The organism is Citrobacter sp. TBCS-14, assembly GCF_005280805.1.
Lineage (GTDB): Bacteria > Pseudomonadota > Gammaproteobacteria > Enterobacterales > Enterobacteriaceae > Citrobacter > Citrobacter gillenii.
The window spans coordinates 13,366-34,938 of record NZ_SZWM01001195.1 but is presented as its reverse complement, the minus strand read 5'-3'; the positions used below and the strand labels follow the sequence as shown (position 1 = coordinate 34,938).

The following is a 21,573-nucleotide window of genomic DNA, read 5'->3' as shown; positions in this document are numbered from 1 at the left end:
GAAGCGTTGCCATCCGGCATGTACAGTTACGCGGTACCGCCTACGGTAAGGCTATCTACCTTCAACGTCGGCTGACCCACGCCCACTGGCAGACTCTGCCCTTCTTTACCGCAAACGCCGACGCCGTTATCCAGTTTCAGGTCATTACCCACCATCGAAACCTGCTGCATCGCTTCAATGCCGGAGCCGATCAACGTCGCACCTTTCACCGGCTTGGTCACTTTACCGTTTTCAATCAGATACGCTTCAGACGTTGAGAACACAAACTTCCCGGACGTGATGTCCACCTGACCGCCGCCGAAGTTCGGAGCATAAATACCGTATTCAACGGACTCAATAATTTCCTGCGGCGTAGATTTACCCGGCAGCATATAGGTATTGGTCATGCGCGGCATTGGCAAATGTGCGTAAGATTCACGACGTCCGTTGCCGGTCGGCGCTACACCCATCAGACGCGCGTTCAGCTTGTCCTGCATATAGCCTTTCAGAATACCGTTTTCAATCAGGACATTGTACTGGCCAGGCGTACCTTCATCATCAATAGCCACTGAACCACGGCGATCCGCCATCGTGCCATCATCCACGATGGTGCACAGCTCAGATGCCACCAGCTCACCCATGTGGCCGCTAAAGACTGATGTCCCACGACGATTGAAGTCACCTTCAAGGCCATGACCGACCGCTTCGTGCAGCAGCACGCCCGGCCAGCCTGCACCCAGCACGACCGGCAGTGCGCCTGCTGGCGCGGCTACCGCGGAGAGATTCACCAGCGCCATGCGCACGGCTTCTTTCGCCCATGCATCGGCACGGACTTCGCCGTCAAGGGAGGCGAGGAAATAGTCATAGCCAAAACGACCACCACCGCCGCTAGCGCCACGTTCACGCTTACCGTCATCTTCAACCTGCACGCTAACGGACAGGCGCACCAGAGGACGAACATCAGCCGCCAACGTACCGTCAGTCGCCGCAACCAGAATCAGCTCATAAACGCCGGTCAAGCTAGCGGTCACTTCCTGCACACGTTTGTCGGCGGCACGCGCGACCTTATCAACGCGACGCAGAATATCCAGCTTCTCTTCACGGCTCATGCTCTGCAACGGATCAAGTGAGGTATAAAGCGCCTGATGCTCTACTGCACCCAGCGTTTTCACTTTGCCATCACCGTTGTCGCGCACAATAGTACGGGCAGCAAGAGCACTTTGCTCCAGCGCCAGCAGACTTATCTGGTCCGCATAGGCAAACCCGGTTTTTTCGCCGCTGATGGCACGCACACCAACGCCCTGATCGATATTGTAAGAACCATCTTTAATGATGCGGTCTTCTAAAATCCAGGATTCGTGATAGCTCGACTGAAAATAGAGATCGCCGTAATCAAGACGGCGTTCGGCCAGTTGGCCCAGAATGGCAAACAGGTCCTGATGTTTCAGGCCATTCGCCGCTAGCAATTGTTCACTTACCAGGTTCAGACTCATCGTTTTGCTACTCATTAGTTGCCGCCGTAAAACAGCGGTAAGAAGATCATATTTACTGAGATTGGGGCAATTACTCGCCCCCGTCAAATCATTGCTGGCTTTCTTTACGCGGCTGGCGCAGAACTTCGTTAATCTGCGGTTTATCGACCGGACCAGTAATGCGATAGCGCAGAATCGAGACTTTGCTCCACAGCGGCCCCAGAACTTTACTGGCGGCAAACACCGCCGCGCCGACAATCGGGTTAACGGCAAATGCGGCGGCAACCCCCACGGTGGCAGAAATTTCCGGCGCGACCACGGCTTCCATATTCAGCTCACGGCGCACCAGATTGACCGAGCCTTTCATGGCGATATCGGCTTCCAGACCATCCACCAGCGTATCGTCGGTATGCATCACGCCATCTTTTATCCACGCCGTACTGCGAATGGAGTCAAAATAAAAGCCTTCGTTAAACGTATCGCTAAAATCGAAACGCAGTTTACGCAGCAACGCATCAAAGCTCAGTAGGCGCAGCAACTGCCCCGCATGCCCGGTGCTGAGTTCAGTAATCTCACCTTTGCCCAGACGGGTCCGCAAAATACCATTCAGCGACGCTTCATCCGGATCCCAGGGCGGGTTACGCCAGTGCAAATCGTACTCGACGTTGAATGAGGAGTTGCGGATCGGGGTCGATACACCAAAGAAACCGGCCGCTGAATCAATTTTATTACCGTTCAGTTTTCCTTTAAGCGACGTACGCACATTACCCGGCGCGTTAACCCATTCACCGTCGAGGGTCAGTCTGGCAAAGCCCGTATCCAGCAGTCCGTTATCCAGGGTCAACGTATCACCCTTAATCGCGACGTCAGCATCAATGCGCCCGTATTTCTGCCCCCACATCCAGCACTCTTCGCAGCGCAGTTGAACGTCCGGCCAGCCACGGAAGCTGACGTTATTGATCGTGGAAAACGGTGAGGCCGGAGTGGCGTTCGGTGCGGGTTTCGCGGCGCTCGGGTTGTAATAGAGATACTTCACGTTTGCCAGCCACGGTGCGTTATTGCGCATCGCCAACGTCGCGTTGATCTCACGCCCCTGCGCCTGCACTTTACTGCCATTCAGTGAAGGCTCAGATACAATACTGAGATTATTCCACTGCTGACCGCCCAACGATAGCGACGGCGTGCGCACCGTTATACGCTGCGGGAAGTCCGCATTGGTGCCCACGCTGTCCGCCGCGCCTTTGTTAAACAGTGCCAACCATTGCGCACCATCCATTGGCGGCAAATTGAGCTCAATACCTTGCTGCTCGGGCAGGTCAGGCACAGTGCGGCTTTCAGAAGCCCAGATAGCACGATCAAGGGTCAGTTTCTGATTCAACAGCCAGTGGCTGTTAAAGTGATTTTTAGGCCCCGCGTTACCCGTCAAATCGAAACTGCGCAGGTTGCCGTCGGCCTTCACGTTTAATGGCAGAGACTCGCCGGCCGCTTTATTCAGCGGCGCAGGTAAGTGACTGCTTACATTCTTCAGGTCGCCTTTAAGCTCAATGCTGTAGGTCGCCCCGGCATGGTACGGAAGATCGATACCCACTTTGCCATTCCACGCTACGCTGCCGCCTAAGGCCTCATTCACCTGCGTTGGCAGGATACCCATGCGGGTTGGCTGCCAGTCCCCGTTCAGGTTTACCGCAACCTGATAGGCTTTAGCACCCTCGGTGGTGGAAAAGTCGACGTTCAGCGGCTGATTAAACCAGTTGGCCGTCATCGGCTCGCTTTGAAGTGAGCCGTTGATAAAGCTGAATTTGCCGTTCAGGTTCTTTAATGTACTGTCGAGTGGCTTAATAAACAGGCTGTTATTACGTAGGTTAACATCACCTTTGGCCGTCACCAGCGAGCCATCAAAGGGGATATCCAGATGTAAGCGAGCATTCACATCGCCGTCAATCTGGAGCTGCTCCAGCGTGGCGCCCAGTGAATCCTTCAACGGCGTCTCATCAAAATACGGTCCAACTGCCTTGCCCGGACCATTAATGTCGGCATCAATCAACAGCTTTTCTTTCGCGTAGTCGGGAATATCAGCTGTCAGGTTGCTGGCTCTCACCCCACCTAAATTGACGCCGTCGGTCTTCATCCACAGACCGTTATTCATGAAGTTCAGCTCAATGTTGAGATTGGTAAGCGCTGGCCAGTCAGGCTGGAAAGCAAACTTAGCATTGCGCAGCGGCACCAGTACCTGGAACTGACCTTCGTTATGTGGATACGGGAACAGGCGCGGGTTGCCGCCGTACACCAACGTGGCGTTATCCGCTTCACCACCCTGAATTGCACCGCTCAGGTAGTCGACCAGGTCTTTACCCATCAGGTTTTCCGGGAAATAACGCCACGCCTGAGAACCGTCGTCGGTGCTGATACCCGCCAGAATGCCCAGCCACGGCTCATCACCTGTCGGCTGCAGATAGCGAAAGCCGCCGCGCGCATGGACGGCTTTCGCTTTAACATCAATATTTCGCCCATCCAGCTGAAAACCTTTGTCATTCTTCAGCCAACTTAGCGTCGCCACCCCGTCTTCGATTTCCAGCGGCGCGCGGAAGACGGTTTCATACGGCATTTTTGCCTGCTTCATCGAAACGGTGAGCGCACCATTTTCCACGCTACCGGCAAGCGTACCGGAGAAATGCTCGGCGCCCGGTAACAGCTTCCACTGCTTCCAGGCCAGATCGGTCCACGAGGACTGGAAGCGCGTTTTTTCTGTCGCCTGTAACGGGATATCCAGCGCCAGCGTATCTATCTTGCCGCTCGGCTGCGTGGCCCGCCAGATGTCACCTAACGCCGAAGAGAGCTTTGCCGCCATGGGGCGCAACCCTTCCAGGCCAGCCAGCTCGAGGTTACTGGCTCGAATGCGCAGCTCATCGCTGCGTTTGTTATTCTCGCCCCCCACTTCCTGCTCGGGGATCCAGGCCAGGGTGAGCGCGCCACTCGGCCAGGGCTTGTTATCCATCGTAATGCGCGTATCCGGGATCGCGAACACCCAGCCGGGCTGCTCGCGGCTAATATGCGCGGTCAGGTTATCAACGGACAGCGTGTGCGTGTTGTTGTCACCTTTCCAGCTTGCCCCGCCTTTCTTCAGCCAGACATCGCCACTGGAAATTTCGCCTTTGCTGAGCGTCATCCACCCTTCCAGGCTAAAGCGTGCCGTTTGCAGTGCGACGTTATCCTGCATCCATTTCCCCAGCCACGGTTTGACGTCGATGTCATCGGCCTGTAGCCAGACCCGGCCATTGTTCAGCAGCCCTTCGTCATCACGCAGATCCATCCGTACCTGCATGATACCGTGCTGCCCGGTCAGGCTGGAGAGGCTGACCTGGCCTTCGGCGCGGTGTCTGTTTTTTCCGTTCAGCCAGGTAAGCTGCGGGATCGCCAGTTCTGCACGCTGACCAGAGAGGGTCAAGAAACTGATTTGGCTGTCGCGGAGATCGAAGTGATCGAACTGGCGTAAAAACAGATCGCTAACGCGGCCGGGTTCGACTCCATCGTCATTGTTGCTGCGCTGGATAGGCGTATTAGTGCGTAAATGCAGTTGCCAGAAGGTGAGGTCGCGAAACTGCCAGCGCATGTGCAGCAAGCTTTGCCAGACATCCAGCGCCAGCGTGACGCGTTTGACCGAGAATTCGCCGCCGTCGCTAAGCTGAGTGTGGATATCGCGGGCTTCAAGGGTGGGGCCAAAATTCTGCCAGTTGGCGGAGAGCTGGCTGGCAGAAACGGTCATACCGGTGGCCGACTCAATTTTACTGAGGATCGCAGGCCGCCAGCTATCGAGATGCGGCAACGCAAGGCGCAGGCCACTGACCAGTAGCGCTGCGATGACGACGAGCGCGGCTCCAGTGAGCAGTAAAATCCCCGGCAATCGCCTCACGCATCTCTCCTTGTCTGCCAAAAAATGTGACTCACAAAATCGTTTTGCCGGATGGCGGCGTGAACGCCTTATCCGGCCTACAAGGTATCGCCATCAGGTGGTTAACTACATCATAACGACGTCGAACTGCTCCTGGTTATAGAGCGGTTCGATTTGTACTTTAACCTGCTTACCGACAAAAATTTCCACTTCCGCCAGCGCGTGTGACTCTTCACCTTTCAGGGCTTCCGCCACGGCCGGAGAAGCATAGACCAGGAAACGATCGGAGTCGTAAGCATGATGGACACGCACGATCTCCCGCATAATTTCATAGCATACGGTTTCGACCGTTTTGACCGTACCGCGTCCGTGGCAGGTCGGGCACTCGTTGCATAGCACATGCTCGACGCTTTCACGCGTGCGCTTACGCGTCATCTCCACCAGCCCCAGCTGTGAAAAGCCGTTAATGCTGGTTTTAACGCGATCTTTACTCAGCGCCTGCTCCAGAGAGTGCAGCACCCGGCGGCGGTGATCCTCATTACTCATGTCGATAAAATCGATAATGATAATGCCGCCCAGGTTACGCAGACGCAGCTGACGCGCAATCGCCTGCGTAGCTTCAATATTGGTATTAAAGATGGTGTCATCGAGATTACGATGCCCAACGAACGCACCGGTATTGATATCCACGGTGGTCATGGCTTCGGTTTGATCGATAATCAAATAGCCACCGGATTTCAGCTCAACCTTGCGTTCCAGCGCACGCTGAATTTCATTTTCCACATCAAAGAGATCGAAAATGGGCTGTCGTCCACTGTAATGTTCCAGCTTGCTGGTCATCTCAGGGATGTATTCTGCTGTAAACTCCAGTAACGCTTCGTAGGTCAGACGGGAGTCCACCCGGATCCTGTCGAGCTGAGCATCAGCAAAATCACGCAACACGCGCTGCGCCAGCGCCAGCTCGCCGTACATCTGGTAACGGGTTTGCGGGCGCTTTTTGCGCTCCATGACTTTGGTCCAGACACGCTTGAGATACGCCGCATCTGAGGCCAGATCGTCCTCGCACACGCCTTCTGCAGCCGTGCGAATAATAAATCCACCCTGCTCATCGCAGTAATCCGCCACCACTTTTTTCAGGCGTTCACGCTCGGTTTCGCTTTCGATACGCTGGGAAACCCCAACGTGCGAAGCACCAGGCATAAAGACCAGGTAACGGGAAGGCAGCGTGATGTCTGTCGTCAGGCGAGCGCCCTTGGTGCCCAGCGGATCTTTGACCACCTGTACCATCAGGTCCTGGCCCTGACGAACCAGTTCGGAAATGTCGCGCACGGTGAACTGCTTCTGTTCTTCACCCGCCACGCATTCGGTGTGCGGCATGATGTCTGAAGCGTGAAGAAAAGCGGCTTTATCCAGCCCAATATCTACAAAAGCCGCCTGCATACCCGGAAGTACACGACTTACACGACCTTTGTAGATATTGCCTACGATTCCGCGTCGCGCCTCACGTTCAATATGAATTTCCTGCAGAATACCGCCATCAATGTACGCCACGCGTGTTTCCGAGGGCGTTACGTTTACCAACAATTCAGCCGTCATGTTTATCCCTTTTTTCACGCAGTGCGTTAAAATTGCTCAGCAACTCATACGTTTCTACCAGCGGTAAGCCGACCACGGCGTGATAGCTGCCATTTATCTTCCTGACAAAACAACCACCCAACCCTTGAATACCGTATGCACCTGCTTTATCCATCGGTTCACCGCTGGCAACATAGCCCGCGATGTCCTCATCTGTTAGTGCTCTGAACGTGACGTCCGTAACCACCAGGCAGTCCAGACTGTGCTGACGATCGGCTAATGCCACCGCCGTCATCACCTGATGCGTTTTGCCTGACAGCTTATGCAGCATTGCGGCCGCATGCGCGGCGTCGTGCGGTTTTTCCAGCACTTCGCCATTCAGGATGACAATGGTATCAGCCCCCAGCACCGGTAAATCTCGCGCAGCCAGCGCAACACCAGCCTGCGCCTTCTCACGCGCCAGGCGAACAACATACTGCTGCGCGCTCTCTTGCGGGTGACGCTGTTCCTCAATCCCTGGAACCAGCCGTTCAAAGGTGACGCCAAGTTGGGTCAATAATTCCTGACGGCGTGGAGAACCTGAAGCCAGATACAGAGTATTCATATCAACCTTATTGCACCGCAAACTGCTGGCGGACTTTACGCATCAGTAAAAATAGCCATGGCCAAAGCACACCATTTACTACACTACTCCAGAACACTTCAGGTCTGAAAGAGACGTTGATCACTAAAAACTCGGCCCAGAAAACAATAATGTCCACGACCAGTGATAACAACATAACCACCAGCGCCTGTTGCCAGAGCGCCAGGTTACGGAATAGCTGGAATTTCAGCGCAACCAGGTAGGCAATGATACTCATCGACAAAGCCCGCACGCCAAGTGTGGAGCCGCTAATGAGATCCAGTATGGCACCCACCACAAATCCTGTGCCCACATTTACGCGATGCGGCAGTGCCAGGATCCAATACAACAAGATGAGCAGCACCCAGTTTGGCCGGTAAACAAGAATGTCGTCCGGCCAGGGCATGACTTGCAGTAAAAGTGCGATAAGGAACGAGAGCCAAATAACCCAACGCCCCTGACTACGATAGCTTGCCACTTACTGCCCTCCCGGCTTACGCGGAGAAGGTGCTGGCGGCGTTGTCGTTGCAGGCGTTGGCGTCACGCCAGTCGCTGGTGCAGGAACGGGCGCAGGCGGGCCCATCGCGTCCGGTGCAGGCAGAACCTGCGGCATCATTTGCATCAGACGCTCATTGGCTACGCGATGCACTTCTTCCGGCGTCATCGGATTGGCACCATTACGATCCGCACCCCACAACAGCAGCAGATAACGCAGACGCTGTAACCCTGCCGTCGGACGCGCCTGAATCACGGTGTAAGCACGCTGAGTGTCCAGTTTAACGGAAGAGACCACGGCAACCGGATAGCCTTCAGGGAAGCGGCCGCCCAGACCGGAGGTTACCAGCACGTCGCCAACGCGAATGTCGGTATTAGCCGGCAGATGCTCGAGCTGCAGATCGTCCGTACAACCGTTACCGGCAGCAATCACGCGGATATCGTTACGCAATACCTGGATTGGCAGCGCATGGGTGGCATCACAAATCAGCAGCACGCGACTGGTCAGTTTCGCCACGGCAACAACCTGGCCCACAACGCCTTTGTCGCTGATGACCGGCTGCCCTTCATAGACACCGTTCACGCTACCCTTGTCGATAACTACCTGATCGCTGTAAGGGTCATTAACCGTTGAGATGACCTGAGTCACCATCTTTTGTTCATCCTGGCGCAGCGGCGATCCCAGCAGCTCGCGCAAGCGCGCGTTCTCCTGTTTATATTGCCCCAGCATCAGCAGTTCACTGTTTTTCAGCAGCAGTTCCTGACGCAGCGCCCGGTTTTCAAGTTCAAGTTGGTCACGCGAGGCCAGCGTTTGCGACACGCCATCGAGTAATTCACGGGGACCATTAGAAATAAAGTAGAAAGGACTGACGGCGGTATCCATGTATGTTCGGATTTGACTAAACATACCCAGGCGGCTGTCGGCAATAATAACGCCGAGCGCCACCAGCACCGCCAGAATAAGGCGAATCTGTAGCGACGGGCCACGGCTAAAAATTGGCTTCATAAGTTTGCGTATTCTCGTATCAGATTCGGCAGGGCAATCGGATGTTAACCCTGCCGGTATCCGATTACTCTTCGCTGAACAGGTCGCCGCCGTGCATATCGATCATTTCCAGCGCCTTGCCGCCGCCGCGCGCCACACAGGTCAGCGGATCTTCAGCAACAACGACTGGAATACCGGTCTCTTCCATTAACAGACGGTCAAGGTTACGCAGCAGTGCACCACCGCCGGTTAACACCATACCGCGCTCGGAGATGTCAGACGCCAGTTCTGGCGGACATTGTTCCAGGGCAACCATGACCGCGCTGACGATACCGGTCAGCGGTTCCTGCAGCGCTTCCAGAATCTCGTTAGAGTTCAGGGTAAAGCCACGTGGAACGCCTTCAGCCAGGTTACGGCCGCGAACTTCGATCTCAAGCACTTCGTCGCCCGGATAAGCCGATCCGATTTCATGTTTGATACGTTCAGCGGTCGCTTCGCCGATCAGGGAACCATAGTTACGACGCACATAATTAATGATGGCTTCATCGAAACGGTCACCACCGATACGTACGGAGGAGGAGTAAACGACGCCGTTCAGGGAGATAACGGCAACTTCAGTGGTACCACCACCGATATCCACAACCATAGAACCGGTTGCTTCGGAAACAGGCAGACCTGCACCGATCGCTGCCGCCATCGGCCCTTCAATCAGGAATACTTCACGCGCACCGGCACCCTGAGCAGACTCACGAATGGCACGACGTTCAACCTGAGTTGCGCCAACCGGAACACACACCAGCACGCGCGGGCTTGGGCGCATAAAGCTGTTGCTGTGCACTTGTTTGATAAAGTGCTGAAGCATTTTTTCAGTCACGAAGAAGTCAGCGATAACGCCGTCTTTCATTGGGCGAATTGCAGCAATGTTGCCCGGCGTACGACCCAGCATCTGCTTCGCATCATGACCTACTGCTGCCACGCTTTTCGGCGAACCGGCACGATCCTGTCGAATGGCCACAACAGAAGGCTCATTCAATACGATGCCTTGTCCTTTTACATAAATAAGGGTATTCGCGGTACCCAGGTCAATGGACAGGTCATTGGAAAACATGCCACGAAATTTTTTCAACATACTAAGGGATAATCCTGAAAGCTGGGGCGGAAAACAAAATCCGCTTACTTTACCAACCACACGCAGCAGCGACAAGGCGGAAAAATCATCTGCTACGGTGAAAATTAGTGCAGTTCGTTTCCTTTGTTACAAAACCGGCCTGAGTCCATCAGGGCTGAAAAAATCAGCAGCACTCCTCGCTTTTGTTTGCAACCTGTCAAAGGTCATTCACCTGCATGTTTGCTGTTACATTCTGGCGAGCAGACAAGCACACCCCCAGAAGGCACAACGCGCGTTATTCTACGTGAAAACAAATTAAACGGCAGGTTAAACCGAGTATCTTTGCGAATATTTTTTCACGTTTGTGTCAAGTGGCTGTGATGCGGCAAAAAAATCCCCTTGCCCACCCGCGACTCCACGTTCTGTCAGCGTACGCCACTCACTACGCGAACGAACGCCAGTGGCATACACCTGCGTTGGCGTGCCTGAGCAGGCCTCCACCAGGCTCTGAACCAACAGCTGGTTCTCCGTACGTTTATCAATGTTTCTCACCAGACTTGGATGAAGCTTCAAGAGCTCGACATTGAGTTCTTTAATCCAACTGGTACTCACCAGCGTCAACCCCGCCTGCGTCACGGCAATGCGAACACCCAGCGCATCCATCAAACGAATAACGGGCTGTAACCGGCTGATGTGTTGACAAACATCTGCCTCAGCAAGTTCAATAATTATGCGTTTTCGCAGCGATTTTTCGCACTGCATCAAGGTATCACGCAGCCAACGCTGAAAACGCGGTCGAATAAGTGACTCAACCGTCGTCTGGATCGCCAGACTTTCCTGCGGCCAATATCCCAATAACAAGATCAGACGGCTAATCTGCAAACGGTCATATTCTTCCGCCAGGCCAAATTGCAGCACCATCGGCATATATTCCGCCGAGATAACCTCTTCACTGCCATCAAAAATGCGGCACATTAATTCCCGATGGTGTACTCGTCCTTCATGGGTGACCGCGGGTTTCTGATAGAGCCTTGGACCGCCCCGACTGAGCATCTGCTCAATGAGCGTGCGCCAGCGTACATTACCCCGACCTTTTTCCGGCAGCGAGTCATCATAAACTGACCAACTGTTTCCACCCTGTAATACCGAGTTCCGGGTTGCCGCTTCAGCGTGCTCCATCACCTGTTCAGCGGACTGGCCGCTGCGACAGACGCAAATGCCAATATGAATCATATCGGCACGATCAATTTTTTTATTAGTCGGAAGGGCATCGACCGCTTTTAACAACTGCCCAGCGATGCTTTCCGCCTCTTTCAAGGTGCGGTGCGGCAGCAGGATGGCAAAATCGCTACGGTGGTAACGCGCCAACAGCGCCCCAGGATAACGCGCAATAAAGGTCGATAATAAATTGACCAGCGCCGAGATTTGTTCTTCCGCAAGATCCCCCCCCCAACTGTCGCGCAAAAGCGTAAAGTCCGGCAAACGCACCATCATTACCACGCCGTGGGCGCCCACTTTCTCCTGATCTTCCAGCAGCGTCGCCAGTTGATTGTCAAAAAACAGACGATTGCTGAGTCCGGTTTTTGTATCCTGCGCCACATACGATCGGATAAGCGTATCCAGCCTGCTGCGCTGCTCGCGAGCGCTTTGAATTTCGGTGAGCAGCATATCGAGCGCACTGCTGGTGCGCGCCGGCCATTCATACACGGTTCCCCGCACGTTCGGCCCACGTTCACCGTTAAGGATCCGCGTGGAACGAATCTCCAACAGTTCCTGCCCGGAAAGCTGGCGCTGTAACCAGCGCACCGACAAAAATAACATCAGGATAATAAAACCAATCGATAACGTGAGCGGTGCGGTGGTCATCAGCGAATGGAAATAATTGCCCATCGGATCCTGATACACCAGGCGCAGCGACATCCCCGGATGCTTGAGCAAAGGGACGGTGATCTCACGGTACAGATTGTTTGTTCCCGCCGGGCGATAACTGCTGGTGCGGGAATGGCTATAAACCTTGCTTTCCCCCTGCAGCAGCTCAACGCGAACGATATCAACCGACACCATCAGCTCGTCTATTTGCGGCGTTAAGGTGACAAAATCTTTAGAGACCAGGTGCGTGTCGATCGCCGTCGCGACGGCCTGGACACGACTAGTGAACTTATATTGGATCGCATTGTAGAAACTCAGCGAGCAGCCGATCAGCGTCACGAAGATCGTTAACCCTGTGAGCAAAGTCACAAAAGCTGAAAATTTCGTCGTTAATCGCATCCTTGTGTTAACTCCGACAGTTATGAATTAGGCATGAAAATGGAAAAGCGACACGAAAATGCAAAAATGAACGCGAAATCCGTCAATTTACATAAATAGTGTGGGCATACTACCAAATCAGGTATATCTGGCAATTTATTGCGCAGAATCGGCATCATGTTTTGATTAACGAGTATAGTCTTCATCATTCATTTTCCAATCCACTATATGAATTGAGGACAGGTTATGCAGGCTTTGATCTTAGAACAGCAGGACGGTAAAACCCTCGCATCCGTTCAACCCCTCGACGAAAATCAGCTACCGGAAGGCGATGTGACGGTGGATGTTCACTGGTCGAGCCTGAACTATAAAGATGCCCTGGCCATCACCGGCAAGGGAAAAATTATCCGTAATTTTCCGATGATTCCTGGTATCGATTTCGCCGGTACCGTTCGCCACAGTGAAGATCCCCGTTTTCACGCTGGTCAGGAGGTGTTGCTGACCGGTTGGGGCGTGGGCGAAAACCATTGGGGCGGACTGTCCGAACGGGCTCGTGTAAAAGGTGACTGGCTGGTTGCGCTACCAAATGGACTGAGTAGCCGCAACGCGATGATCATCGGCACTGCCGGTTTTACCGCCATGCTGTGCGTGATGGCGCTTGAAGATGCCGGTATTCGCCCGCAAGACGGTGAGATTGTTGTCACCGGTGCCAGCGGCGGCGTGGGTAGCACTGCCGTTGCGTTACTGCACAAGCTGGGGTATCAGGTTGCAGCGGTATCGGGTCGCGAAAGCACGCACGACTATCTGCGTAGTCTGGGCGCCAACCGAATCCTCGGTCGTGATGAATTTGCTGAAACTCGCCCGCTGGAAAAACAGCTGTGGGCTGGCGCCATTGATACTGTTGGCGACAAAGTACTGGCAAAAGTCCTCGCGCAGATGAACTATGGTGGCTGCGTTGCTGCCTGTGGTCTGGCAGGTGGTTTTGCACTGCCCACCACGGTGATGCCATTCATTTTGCGCAATGTGCGCCTACAAGGTGTTGATTCCGTTATGACGCCAGCAGCGCGTCGTGCTCAGGCCTGGCAACGTCTGGTCACTGACCTGCCGGAATCTTTCTACGCTCAGGCTGCAACTGAAATTACGCTCGCCGACGCGCCGAAGCTTGCTGACGCCATCATTAATAATCAGGTGCAGGGCCGCACGCTGGTGAAAATCGCCTAATCTGCAATTTTTCGTGATAAATTCGCGATAAGCCTGTGCCTCCGTCATGCTTAGCAAAACGCATGACGGAGGATGATATGAAATCCAAAAAACTGACGGAAACCGACGTAACGGCAGAATCTGTTTTTATGCTGCAACGTCGCCAGGTATTGAAAGCGCTGGGCATCAGTGCGACAGCCCTTTCCCTCTCTCCCAACGCCCAGGCCGATCTGCTAAGTTGGTTTAAAGGCAATGACCGACCGCCCGCACCCGCCGGAAAACCGCTTGATTTCACGAAACCTGCCGCCTGGCAAAATACATTGCCGTTAACGCCGGAAGATAAAGTCACCGGCTACAACAACTTCTATGAGTTCGGTCTCGATAAAGCAGACCCGGCGGCCAACGCGGGCAGTTTAAAAACCGATCCGTGGACGCTGAAAATCAGTGGCGAAGTGGCAAAGCCATTAACCCTCGATCACGATGCGTTGACCACCCGCTTCCCGCTGGAGGAACGCATTTATCGCATGCGCTGTGTAGAAGCCTGGTCCATGGTCGTGCCGTGGATTGGCTTTCCTTTACATAAGCTGCTGGCACTGGTTGAACCCACCAGCAATGCGAAATATGTGGCGTTCGAAACGCTCTACGCACCGGATGATATGCCGGGACAGAAAGATCGCTTTATTGGCGGAGGGCTGAAATACCCCTACGTTGAAGGTTTACGCCTTGATGAAGCCATGCACCCGCTCACGCTGCTCACCGTGGGCGTTTATGGCAAAGCGCTTCCCCCGCAGAATGGCGCCCCTATTCGATTAACCGTACCGTGGAAATACGGTTTTAAAGGAATTAAGTCGATAGTCAGCATTAAGCTGACGCGCGATCGCCCGCCGACCACCTGGAATATGGCGGCGCCTAATGAATATGGGTTTTATGCCAATGTTAACCCCGGCGTCGATCACCCCCGCTGGTCACAAGCCACAGAACGTTTTATTGGCGCAGGCGGTATCCTCGACGTACAGCGTCAACCTACGCTGCTGTTTAACGGCTATGCCGATGAGGTCGCTTCGCTGTATCACGGCCTTAACTTGAGGGAGAATTTTTAAGTGCGTCTGACGGCAAAACACATCACCTGGCTGAAAGTTTGCCTGCATCTTGCCGGCTTTTTACCTTTTGTCTGGCTCTTTTGGGCCATTAATAATGGCGAATTAAGCGCCGATCCGGTCAAGGACATTCAACACTTTACCGGTAGGACGGCTCTGAAATTCTTGTTGGCAACCTTGCTGGTCTCGCCGCTGGCGCGCTACGCTAAGCAGCCACTCTTAATACGCACTCGCCGCCTGTTAGGACTCTGGTGTTTTGCCTGGGCCACCTTGCATTTAACCAGTTATGCGCTGCTGGAGCTGGGCATTAACAACCTGAGTCTGTTGGGTCGAGAGCTAACGACACGGCCTTATCTGATGCTGGGAATTATCAGTTGGACTCTGTTATTTGCCCTCACACTCACCTCCACCCAGGCTGCGCAGCGGAAACTGGGAAAACGCTGGCAACTTTTACACAACTTCGTCTATCTTGTGGCGATCCTGGCCCCCGTGCATTACCTGTGGTCGGTGAAGATTTTATCCCCGCAACCAATCATTTATGCCGCGCTCGCCGTCGTGCTTTTAGCCTGCCGTTATAAGAAGTTCCGCCAGTGGTGGCGGTAGTTTCGGGATATGTGCAGTGCGTTGCAAAACACAGACGAACCCACGTTCTTTACATGCAGGCGGTTGATTATCTTCCCTGATAAGACCAGTATTTAGCTGCCAATTGCTACGAAATGGTTATAATGTGCGACCTTGCTTTCCCTGGAGGCGTTTTTACAGCGCGGAAAGGGTGACAATCGGGTATTGAAGGTATATTTTGTCTTTTACCCGAAAATGGCAGAAGATAGCCACACAATGACTGGTAAGTTTTGATATCTCGTTTAATGGCTGCAGCACGCAGTGCAACGCCAGAGAGGGGTGACATCTTGTCACCAACAGTTATTCAAATGCTATACAGACGGCGATAAAACGCCTGTCACAATTTCACTAAACAAAGAGTACGGAACCCACTCATGGATATTCGTAAGATTAAAAAACTGATCGAGCTGGTTGAAGAATCAGGCATCTCCGAACTGGAAATTTCTGAAGGCGAAGAGTCTGTACGCATCAGCCGCGCAGCGCCAAATGCAGGTTTCCCGATGATGCAACAGGCTTATGCTGCACCAATGATGCAACAACCTGCTCCGTATAACGCTGTCGCGCAAACTGCAGCGCCAAGCATGGAAGCCCCTGCTGCAGCGGAAATCAGTGGTCACATCGTACGTTCCCCGATGGTTGGTACTTTCTACCGCACCCCGGGCCCTGACGCTAAACCGTTTATCGAAGTGGGCCAGAAAGTGAATGCGGGCGATACCCTTTGCATCGTTGAAGCCATGAAAATGATGAACCAGATCGAAGCCGATAAATCCGGCGTGGTAAAAGCGATTCTGGTAGAAAGTGGTCAACCGGTAGAATTTGACGAGCCGCTGGTCGTCATCGAGTAACGAGGCGAACATGTTGGATAAAATCGTTATCGCCAACCGTGGCGAGATTGCCCTGCGTATTCTTCGTGCCTGTAAAGAACTGGGCATCAAGACCGTCGCTGTACACTCAAGCGCGGATCGCGATCTAAAACACGTATTACTGGCAGATGAAACGGTCTGTATTGGCCCGGCTCCGTCTGTTAAAAGCTATCTGAATATCCCGGCAATCATCAGCGCCGCTGAAATCACTGGCGCGGTCGCTATTCACCCGGGCTACGGCTTCCTGTCTGAAAACGCCAACTTTGCTGAGCAGGTAGAACGCTCTGGCTTTATCTTCATCGGCCCGAAAGCCGACACCATCCGCCTGATGGGCGACAAAGTGTCTGCAATTACTGCCATGAAGAAAGCAGGTGTACCGACCGTTCCAGGTTCTGACGGCCCACTGGGCGACGATATGGACGCAAACCGCGCCCATGCCAAGCGCATCGGCTATCCGGTCATCATCAAAGCCTCCGGCGGTGGCGGCGGTCGCGGTATGCGTGTTGTACGTGGCGATGCTGAACTGGCTCAATCCATTTCCATGACCAAAGCTGAAGCGAAAGCCGCTTTCAACAATGACATGGTTTACATGGAAAAATACCTGGAGAACCCACGCCACATCGAAATTCAGGTGTTGGCTGACGGTCAGGGTAACGCAATCTATCTGGCAGAACGTGACTGCTCCATGCAGCGCCGTCACCAGAAAGTGGTCGAAGAAGCACCAGCACCGGGCATTACCCCGGAACTGCGTCGTTACATCGGCGAACGTTGCTCCAAAGCCTGTGTGGATATCGGCTACCGTGGAGCGGGTACTTTCGAGTTCCTGTTCGAAAACGGCGAGTTCTATTTCATTGAAATGAACACCCGTATCCAGGTAGAGCATCCAGTTACCGAAATGATCACCGGCGTTGATCTGATCAAAGAGCAGCTGCGTATCGCTGCGGGTCAGCCGCTGTCCATTACGCAGGATGAAGTTGTGGTTAAAGGCCATGCGGTAGAATGCCGTATCAACGCCGAAGACCCGAACACCTTCCTGCCAAGCCCGGGTAAAATCACGCGTTTCCACGCGCCGGGTGGTTTTGGTGTGCGCTGGGAGTCTCATATTTACGCGGGTTACACCGTACCGCCTTACTATGACTCAATGATCGGCAAACTTATTTGTTATGGCGAAAACCGTGACGTGGCGATTGCCCGCATGAAAAACGCCTTGCAGGAACTGATCATCGACGGGATCAAAACCAACGTCGATCTGCAGATCCGCATCATGAATGACGAGCACTTCCAGCGTGGAGGTTCCAATATCCACTACCTGGAGAAGAAACTCGGACTTCAGGAAAAGTAAGTACGCATTAACTGCAAAGGCCGGATCCTCCGGCCTTTTGTTTTTCTCCCCTCCGGCACGTCCCATAAGGTACAATCCCCGCTTTCTTTATCCACAAGGGACAAAAAATGGACGCTCGTTTTGTTCAGGCCCATAAAGAGGCGCGCTGGGCGCTGTGGCTGACCCTTTTCTATCTTGCTACATGGTTAGTAGCCGCTTACTTACCAGACTCCACGCTGGGCTTTACTGGCTTACCACACTGGTTCGAAATGGCCTGCTTGCTAACCCCGCTGGTTTTCATTGTTCTGTGCTGGGCGATGGTGAAATTTATCTATCGCGATATTCCTCTGGAGGATGACGATGCAGCTTGAAGTGATTTTGCCGCTTGTCGCCTATCTGGTAGTGGTGTTTGGTCTCTCTGTGTACGCGATGAGAAAGAGAACAACCGGCACGTTCCTGAATGAATATTTCCTCGGTAGCCGCTCAATGGGCGGGGTCGTTTTAGCCATGACGCTGACCGCAACATACATCAGCGCAAGCTCGTTTATTGGTGGCCCGGGGGCCGCGTATAAATACGGGCTGGGATGGGTGCTGTTGGCGATGATCCAACTGCCGGCCGTCTGGTTGTCGCTGGGTATTCTTGGCAAGAAATTTGCGATTCTGGCGCGACGCTACAACGCCGTCACCCTTAACGATATGCTGTTTGCCCGCTATCAGAGCCGTTTGCTGGTCTGGCTGGCGAGCCTCAGCCTGTTGGTAGCTTTCGTTGGCGCGATGACAGTGCAATTCATCGGCGGCGCACGTTTGCTGGAAACCGCGGCGGGTATTCCATACGAAACAGGTCTGCTGATCTTTGGTATCAGTATTGCGTTATACACCGCATTCGGCGGATTTCGTGCCAGCGTGCTCAATGACACCATGCAGGGCATGGTGATGCTAGTTGGGACCATTGTCCTGCTTGTGGGTGTGGTCCACGCAGCAGGCGGCCTCAGCAACGCGGTGGAGACGCTGCAAACAATCGATCCGAAATTGGTGACCCCACAAGGCGCTGATGACATGCTGTCCCCAACCTTTATGACTTCGTTCTGGGTTCTGGTGTGCTTTGGCGTGATTGGCCTGCCGCATACCGCCGTGCGCTGTATCTCTTATAAGGACAGTAAAGCGGTCCATCGTGGGATGATTATCGGCACGATTGTGGTGGCGATCCTGATGTTTGGTATGCACCTGGCGGGTGCATTGGGACGCGCGGTGCTCCCTGACCTGACGGTACCGGATCTGGTTATCCCCACCTTGATGGTAAAAGTCCTGCCACCGATTGCTGCGGGGATCTTCCTTGCCGCACCGATGGCGGCGATCATGTCGACGATCAACGCCCAATTGCTGCAAAGTTCCGCTACGATCATTAAAGATCTCTACCTGAATCTGCGCCCGGAACAGCTGAAAAATGAAACCCGCCTGAAGCGCATGTCGGCGGTGATCACCCTGTTATTGGGGGCGTTGTTGTTGCTGGCCGCGTGGAAACCACCAGAGATGATCATCTGGCTCAACCTGCTGGCGTTTGGCGGGCTGGAAGCGGTATTCCTGTGGCCGCTGGTGCTGGGCCTGTACTGGGAGCGAGCGAACGCAGCGGGCGCACTGAGCGCCATGATTGTCGGCGGTGTGCTGTATGCCATACTCGCTACCTTTAACATTCAGTACCTGGGCTTCCATCCAATTGTGCCCTCGTTGCTGCTAAGTTTGCTGGCTTTCCTGGTCGGAAACCGTTTTGGTTCTGCCGCCCCGCAAGCCGCCATATTGACTACTGATAAATAAAGAGTTTTGCCATGCCATGGATCCAACTGAAACTGAACACCACCGGTGCTAATGCAGAAGAGTTGAGCGATGCGCTGATGGAAGCGGGTGCCGTTTCTATCACCTTCCAGGACACGCATGATACGCCGGTGTTTGAACCACTGCCGGGCGAAACCCGCCTTTGGGGCGACACCGATGTAACGGGTCTGTTCGATGCAGAAACCGACATGAAAGAAGTGGTTGCCCTTCTGGAACAGCATCCGCTGCTCGGTGCGGGGTTTGTGCATAAAATTGAGCAGCTTGAAGATAAAGACTGGGAGCGTGAATGGATGGATAACTTCCACCCAATGCGCTTTGGCGAACGTCTGTGGATTTGCCCAAGCTGGCGCGATGTGCCGGATGAGAACGCCGTCAACGTGATGCTGGACCCAGGTCTGGCGTTTGGTACCGGCACTCACCCAACCACCTCTTTGTGTCTGCAATGGCTGGATGGCCTCGACCTGAACGGAAAGACGGTAATCGACTTTGGTTGCGGTTCCGGCATTCTGGCTATTGCAGCGCTCAAATTGGGTGCAGCAAAAGCCATTGGTGTAGACATCGATCCGCAAGCCATTCAGGCAAGCCGCGATAATGCACAGCGTAATGGCGTTTCTGACCGCCTGGAACTGTACCTGCCACAGGATCAGCCAGAAGCCATGAAAGCCGATGTGGTGGTTGCCAACATCCTTGCTGGCCCATTGCGTGAACTGGCACCGTTAATCAGCGTGTTGCCAGTTGAGGGCGGCTTACTGGGCCTTTCCGGTATTCTTGCCAGCCAAGCGGACAGCGTCTGCGAAGCCTACGCCGATCTCTTTACGCTCGATCCGGTGATCGAGAAAGAAGAGTGGTGCCGCATTACTGGCAGGAAAAAATAAACTCCCCTCGTGGCCTCTTCGCAGGCCACGTCTTTCCCGTTTTTTGTACATCCCGCACAACGTCCCTGCGCTAGAATATTTGTTTAACTCATTGAAGTTAAAAACAAATAAACACTAACCATTCACTATACCGATGGACCGGCCACGCTCATCAACAACCGGCCAGAACAACCGCTCAATGGCCGCGTGATCGTGGAGTAATCCTCAGAACCAGCTCAGAAGGCGTCTGCGAAGACTACGCCGATCTCTTTACACTCGATCTGGTGCTCGAAAAAGAAGAGTGGTGCCGCATTACCGGTCAAAAAAAATCTTTACGGCGTGGTTCTCTGGCTGCGCCATTTTCAGACAATACACCAGCCAGTAATCCCCCACCCCAACGCTAAAATACTCAACATAGTCATTTGATTTTATTTGTTTTTAAACACAGGCATTTACTGGGTGAATATATGTATCTAATCCGTGTTAGAACAACGCTGCTGTTGGCATGCCTCATGTCCTTTTCAGTGCAGGCATCGTCATGGGGATATAGCATCGGAGATACCTCCCCTGAACATTGGGGGGAAATCAACAAAGAGTATAAAAGTTGCCAGACCGGGATAAATCAATCCCCTATCAATATTCAGCCCACCGATACCAGCAAACTTGGGCTCCCTATACTCACCATGCAGTACACCGATAGCCCAGTAAGGTTCCAGAGCATCAATCATACGCTTCAGGCGACGATGAACAGCTATACCCCTGATACCCTCAACATCGACAATCAGCTTTACTATTTAAAGCAATTGGATTTTCACGCACCGAGTGAACACACCATCGAGGGGAAACACTACGCGATGGAGCTCCAGCTGCTCCACAAAAATCAGCAAGGTGATACCGTTATTGTGGCTGTCATGTTTGATGTTGACGAACCGAATCAAGCCATTAAAAACTTGTGGGAATCCTTTCCAACCATGGAAGGTAGCAACATGCCCATCTTCTCACCGGTCAACATCAACCAACTTTTGCCCGACAATAAAGTCTACTGGCGCTACAGCGGCTCATTGACGATTCCGCCATGTAGTGAAAACGTTACCTGGATTGTCCTGAAAACGCCAATGTCCCTCTCAACCGAACAGCTTGAAAATTTCAGGTACATCGTAGGACATATGAACAACCGTCCACTGCAACCACTGAATGGTCGCGAGGTTGAGGACAGCCAATCAGGCAACACCGAGATCCTGTACTAAAATGAGGTGACGATCACACAATGTCCCGATAATTTGCTGATTAATTCAGCAGATTATCTTGCCAGTATCTCCAGGCGATGAAGAAAAAATTAGAAGTTACGCAAAATTATATGCGTATATAAAACAGACACATTTTTATAATCCAATGATTTATATAATTAATTATTT

The 21,573-nt window shown here is 53.3% G+C and carries 18 protein-coding genes; 10 read left to right on the top strand and 8 right to left on the bottom strand.

Annotation, left to right across the window (positions count from 1 at the left end; all coding sequences use genetic code 11):
- Positions 1 to 26: 26 nt before the first annotated feature.
- The 7 genes from tldD to mreB all read right to left on the bottom strand — a co-directional run bounded on the left by tldD (position 27) and on the right by mreB (position 10,146).
- On the bottom strand, positions 27 to 1,472 hold the full coding sequence (tldD, locus tag FDX22_RS24910) for a metalloprotease TldD (RefSeq protein WP_146718004.1): 1,446 nt from the start codon (positions 1,470 to 1,472) through the stop codon (positions 27 to 29).
- A gap of 88 nt (positions 1,473 to 1,560) precedes the next feature.
- Entirely contained in the window at positions 1,561 to 5,361 is a 3,801-nt protein-coding gene (yhdP, locus tag FDX22_RS24905; RefSeq protein ID WP_146717937.1) for an AsmA2 domain-containing protein YhdP, read from the bottom strand.
- 105 nt (positions 5,362 to 5,466) lie between these two features.
- On the bottom strand, positions 5,467 to 6,936 hold the full coding sequence (gene rng, locus FDX22_RS24900; protein WP_096755470.1) for a ribonuclease G: 1,470 nt from the start codon (positions 6,934 to 6,936) through the stop codon (positions 5,467 to 5,469).
- The gene (locus FDX22_RS24895; protein WP_115257357.1) at positions 6,926 to 7,519 is read right to left on the bottom strand and encodes a nucleoside triphosphate pyrophosphatase; all 594 of its coding nucleotides are present in this window, start codon (positions 7,517 to 7,519) and stop codon (positions 6,926 to 6,928) included. The genes rng and FDX22_RS24895 overlap by 11 nt, the downstream gene beginning before the upstream one ends.
- Positions 7,520 to 7,526: 7 nt before the next feature.
- Complete coding sequence (gene mreD / locus FDX22_RS24890; protein ID WP_103928680.1) at positions 7,527 to 8,015, bottom strand: rod shape-determining protein MreD; 489 nt, start codon at positions 8,013 to 8,015, stop codon at positions 7,527 to 7,529.
- Positions 8,016 to 9,038 carry a rod shape-determining protein MreC gene (gene mreC, locus FDX22_RS24885; protein WP_096755467.1) on the bottom strand — a complete coding sequence of 341 codons (1,023 nt, stop codon included), beginning with the start codon at positions 9,036 to 9,038 and terminating at the stop codon, positions 8,016 to 8,018. It abuts the gene before it with no gap.
- A 64-nt stretch (positions 9,039 to 9,102) separates the two neighbouring features.
- Entirely contained in the window at positions 9,103 to 10,146 is a 1,044-nt protein-coding gene (gene mreB, locus FDX22_RS24880) for a rod shape-determining protein MreB (protein WP_146717936.1), read from the bottom strand.
- Here mreB and FDX22_RS30290 point away from each other — a divergent pair.
- The gene (locus FDX22_RS30290) at positions 10,115 to 10,444 is read left to right on the top strand and encodes a hypothetical protein (RefSeq protein ID WP_186805474.1); all 330 of its coding nucleotides are present in this window, start codon (positions 10,115 to 10,117) and stop codon (positions 10,442 to 10,444) included. The genes mreB and FDX22_RS30290 overlap by 32 nt on opposite strands.
- Positions 10,445 to 10,452: 8 nt before the next feature.
- On the opposite strand, the gene csrD is transcribed toward FDX22_RS30290, so the two are convergent.
- Positions 10,453 to 12,393, bottom strand: a complete 1,941-nt coding sequence (gene csrD, locus FDX22_RS24875) for an RNase E specificity factor CsrD (protein WP_115257356.1) — start codon at positions 12,391 to 12,393, stop codon at positions 10,453 to 10,455.
- A gap of 225 nt (positions 12,394 to 12,618) precedes the next feature.
- Here csrD and FDX22_RS24870 point away from each other — a divergent pair, with 225 nt between their 5' ends.
- The 9 genes from FDX22_RS24870 to FDX22_RS24825 all read left to right on the top strand — a co-directional run bounded on the left by FDX22_RS24870 (position 12,619) and on the right by FDX22_RS24825 (position 21,405).
- Complete coding sequence (locus tag FDX22_RS24870) at positions 12,619 to 13,593, top strand: MDR family oxidoreductase (protein ID WP_117342754.1); 975 nt, start codon at positions 12,619 to 12,621, stop codon at positions 13,591 to 13,593.
- 77 nt (positions 13,594 to 13,670) lie between these two features.
- A complete protein-coding gene (gene msrP, locus FDX22_RS24865) occupies positions 13,671 to 14,672 on the top strand; it encodes a protein-methionine-sulfoxide reductase catalytic subunit MsrP (protein WP_117342755.1) in 1,002 nt (333 codons plus the stop codon).
- Complete coding sequence (gene msrQ / locus FDX22_RS24860) at positions 14,673 to 15,272, top strand: protein-methionine-sulfoxide reductase heme-binding subunit MsrQ (RefSeq protein WP_117342756.1); 600 nt, start codon at positions 14,673 to 14,675, stop codon at positions 15,270 to 15,272.
- A gap of 392 nt (positions 15,273 to 15,664) precedes the next feature.
- Positions 15,665 to 16,135 (top strand): acetyl-CoA carboxylase biotin carboxyl carrier protein, encoded by a 471-nt coding sequence (accB, locus tag FDX22_RS24855; RefSeq protein WP_096755462.1) that lies wholly within the window; start codon positions 15,665 to 15,667, stop codon positions 16,133 to 16,135.
- 10 nt (positions 16,136 to 16,145) lie between these two features.
- Positions 16,146 to 17,495: an acetyl-CoA carboxylase biotin carboxylase subunit gene (gene accC, locus FDX22_RS24850; RefSeq protein WP_096755461.1), complete on the top strand. Its 1,350-nt coding sequence runs from the start codon at positions 16,146 to 16,148 to the stop codon at positions 17,493 to 17,495.
- Positions 17,496 to 17,602: 107 nt separating this feature from the next.
- Entirely contained in the window at positions 17,603 to 17,845 is a 243-nt protein-coding gene (locus FDX22_RS24845; RefSeq protein ID WP_096755460.1) for a YhdT family protein, read from the top strand.
- A complete protein-coding gene (panF, locus tag FDX22_RS24840) occupies positions 17,835 to 19,286 on the top strand; it encodes a sodium/pantothenate symporter (protein WP_096755459.1) in 1,452 nt (483 codons plus the stop codon). The genes FDX22_RS24845 and panF overlap by 11 nt, the downstream gene beginning before the upstream one ends.
- An 11-nt stretch (positions 19,287 to 19,297) precedes the next feature.
- A complete protein-coding gene (gene prmA / locus FDX22_RS24835; RefSeq protein ID WP_096755458.1) occupies positions 19,298 to 20,179 on the top strand; it encodes a 50S ribosomal protein L11 methyltransferase in 882 nt (293 codons plus the stop codon).
- A 446-nt stretch (positions 20,180 to 20,625) separates the two neighbouring features.
- Complete coding sequence (locus FDX22_RS24825; protein ID WP_146717935.1) at positions 20,626 to 21,405, top strand: carbonic anhydrase; 780 nt, start codon at positions 20,626 to 20,628, stop codon at positions 21,403 to 21,405.
- The last annotated feature ends 168 nt before the right edge of the window (positions 21,406 to 21,573 follow it).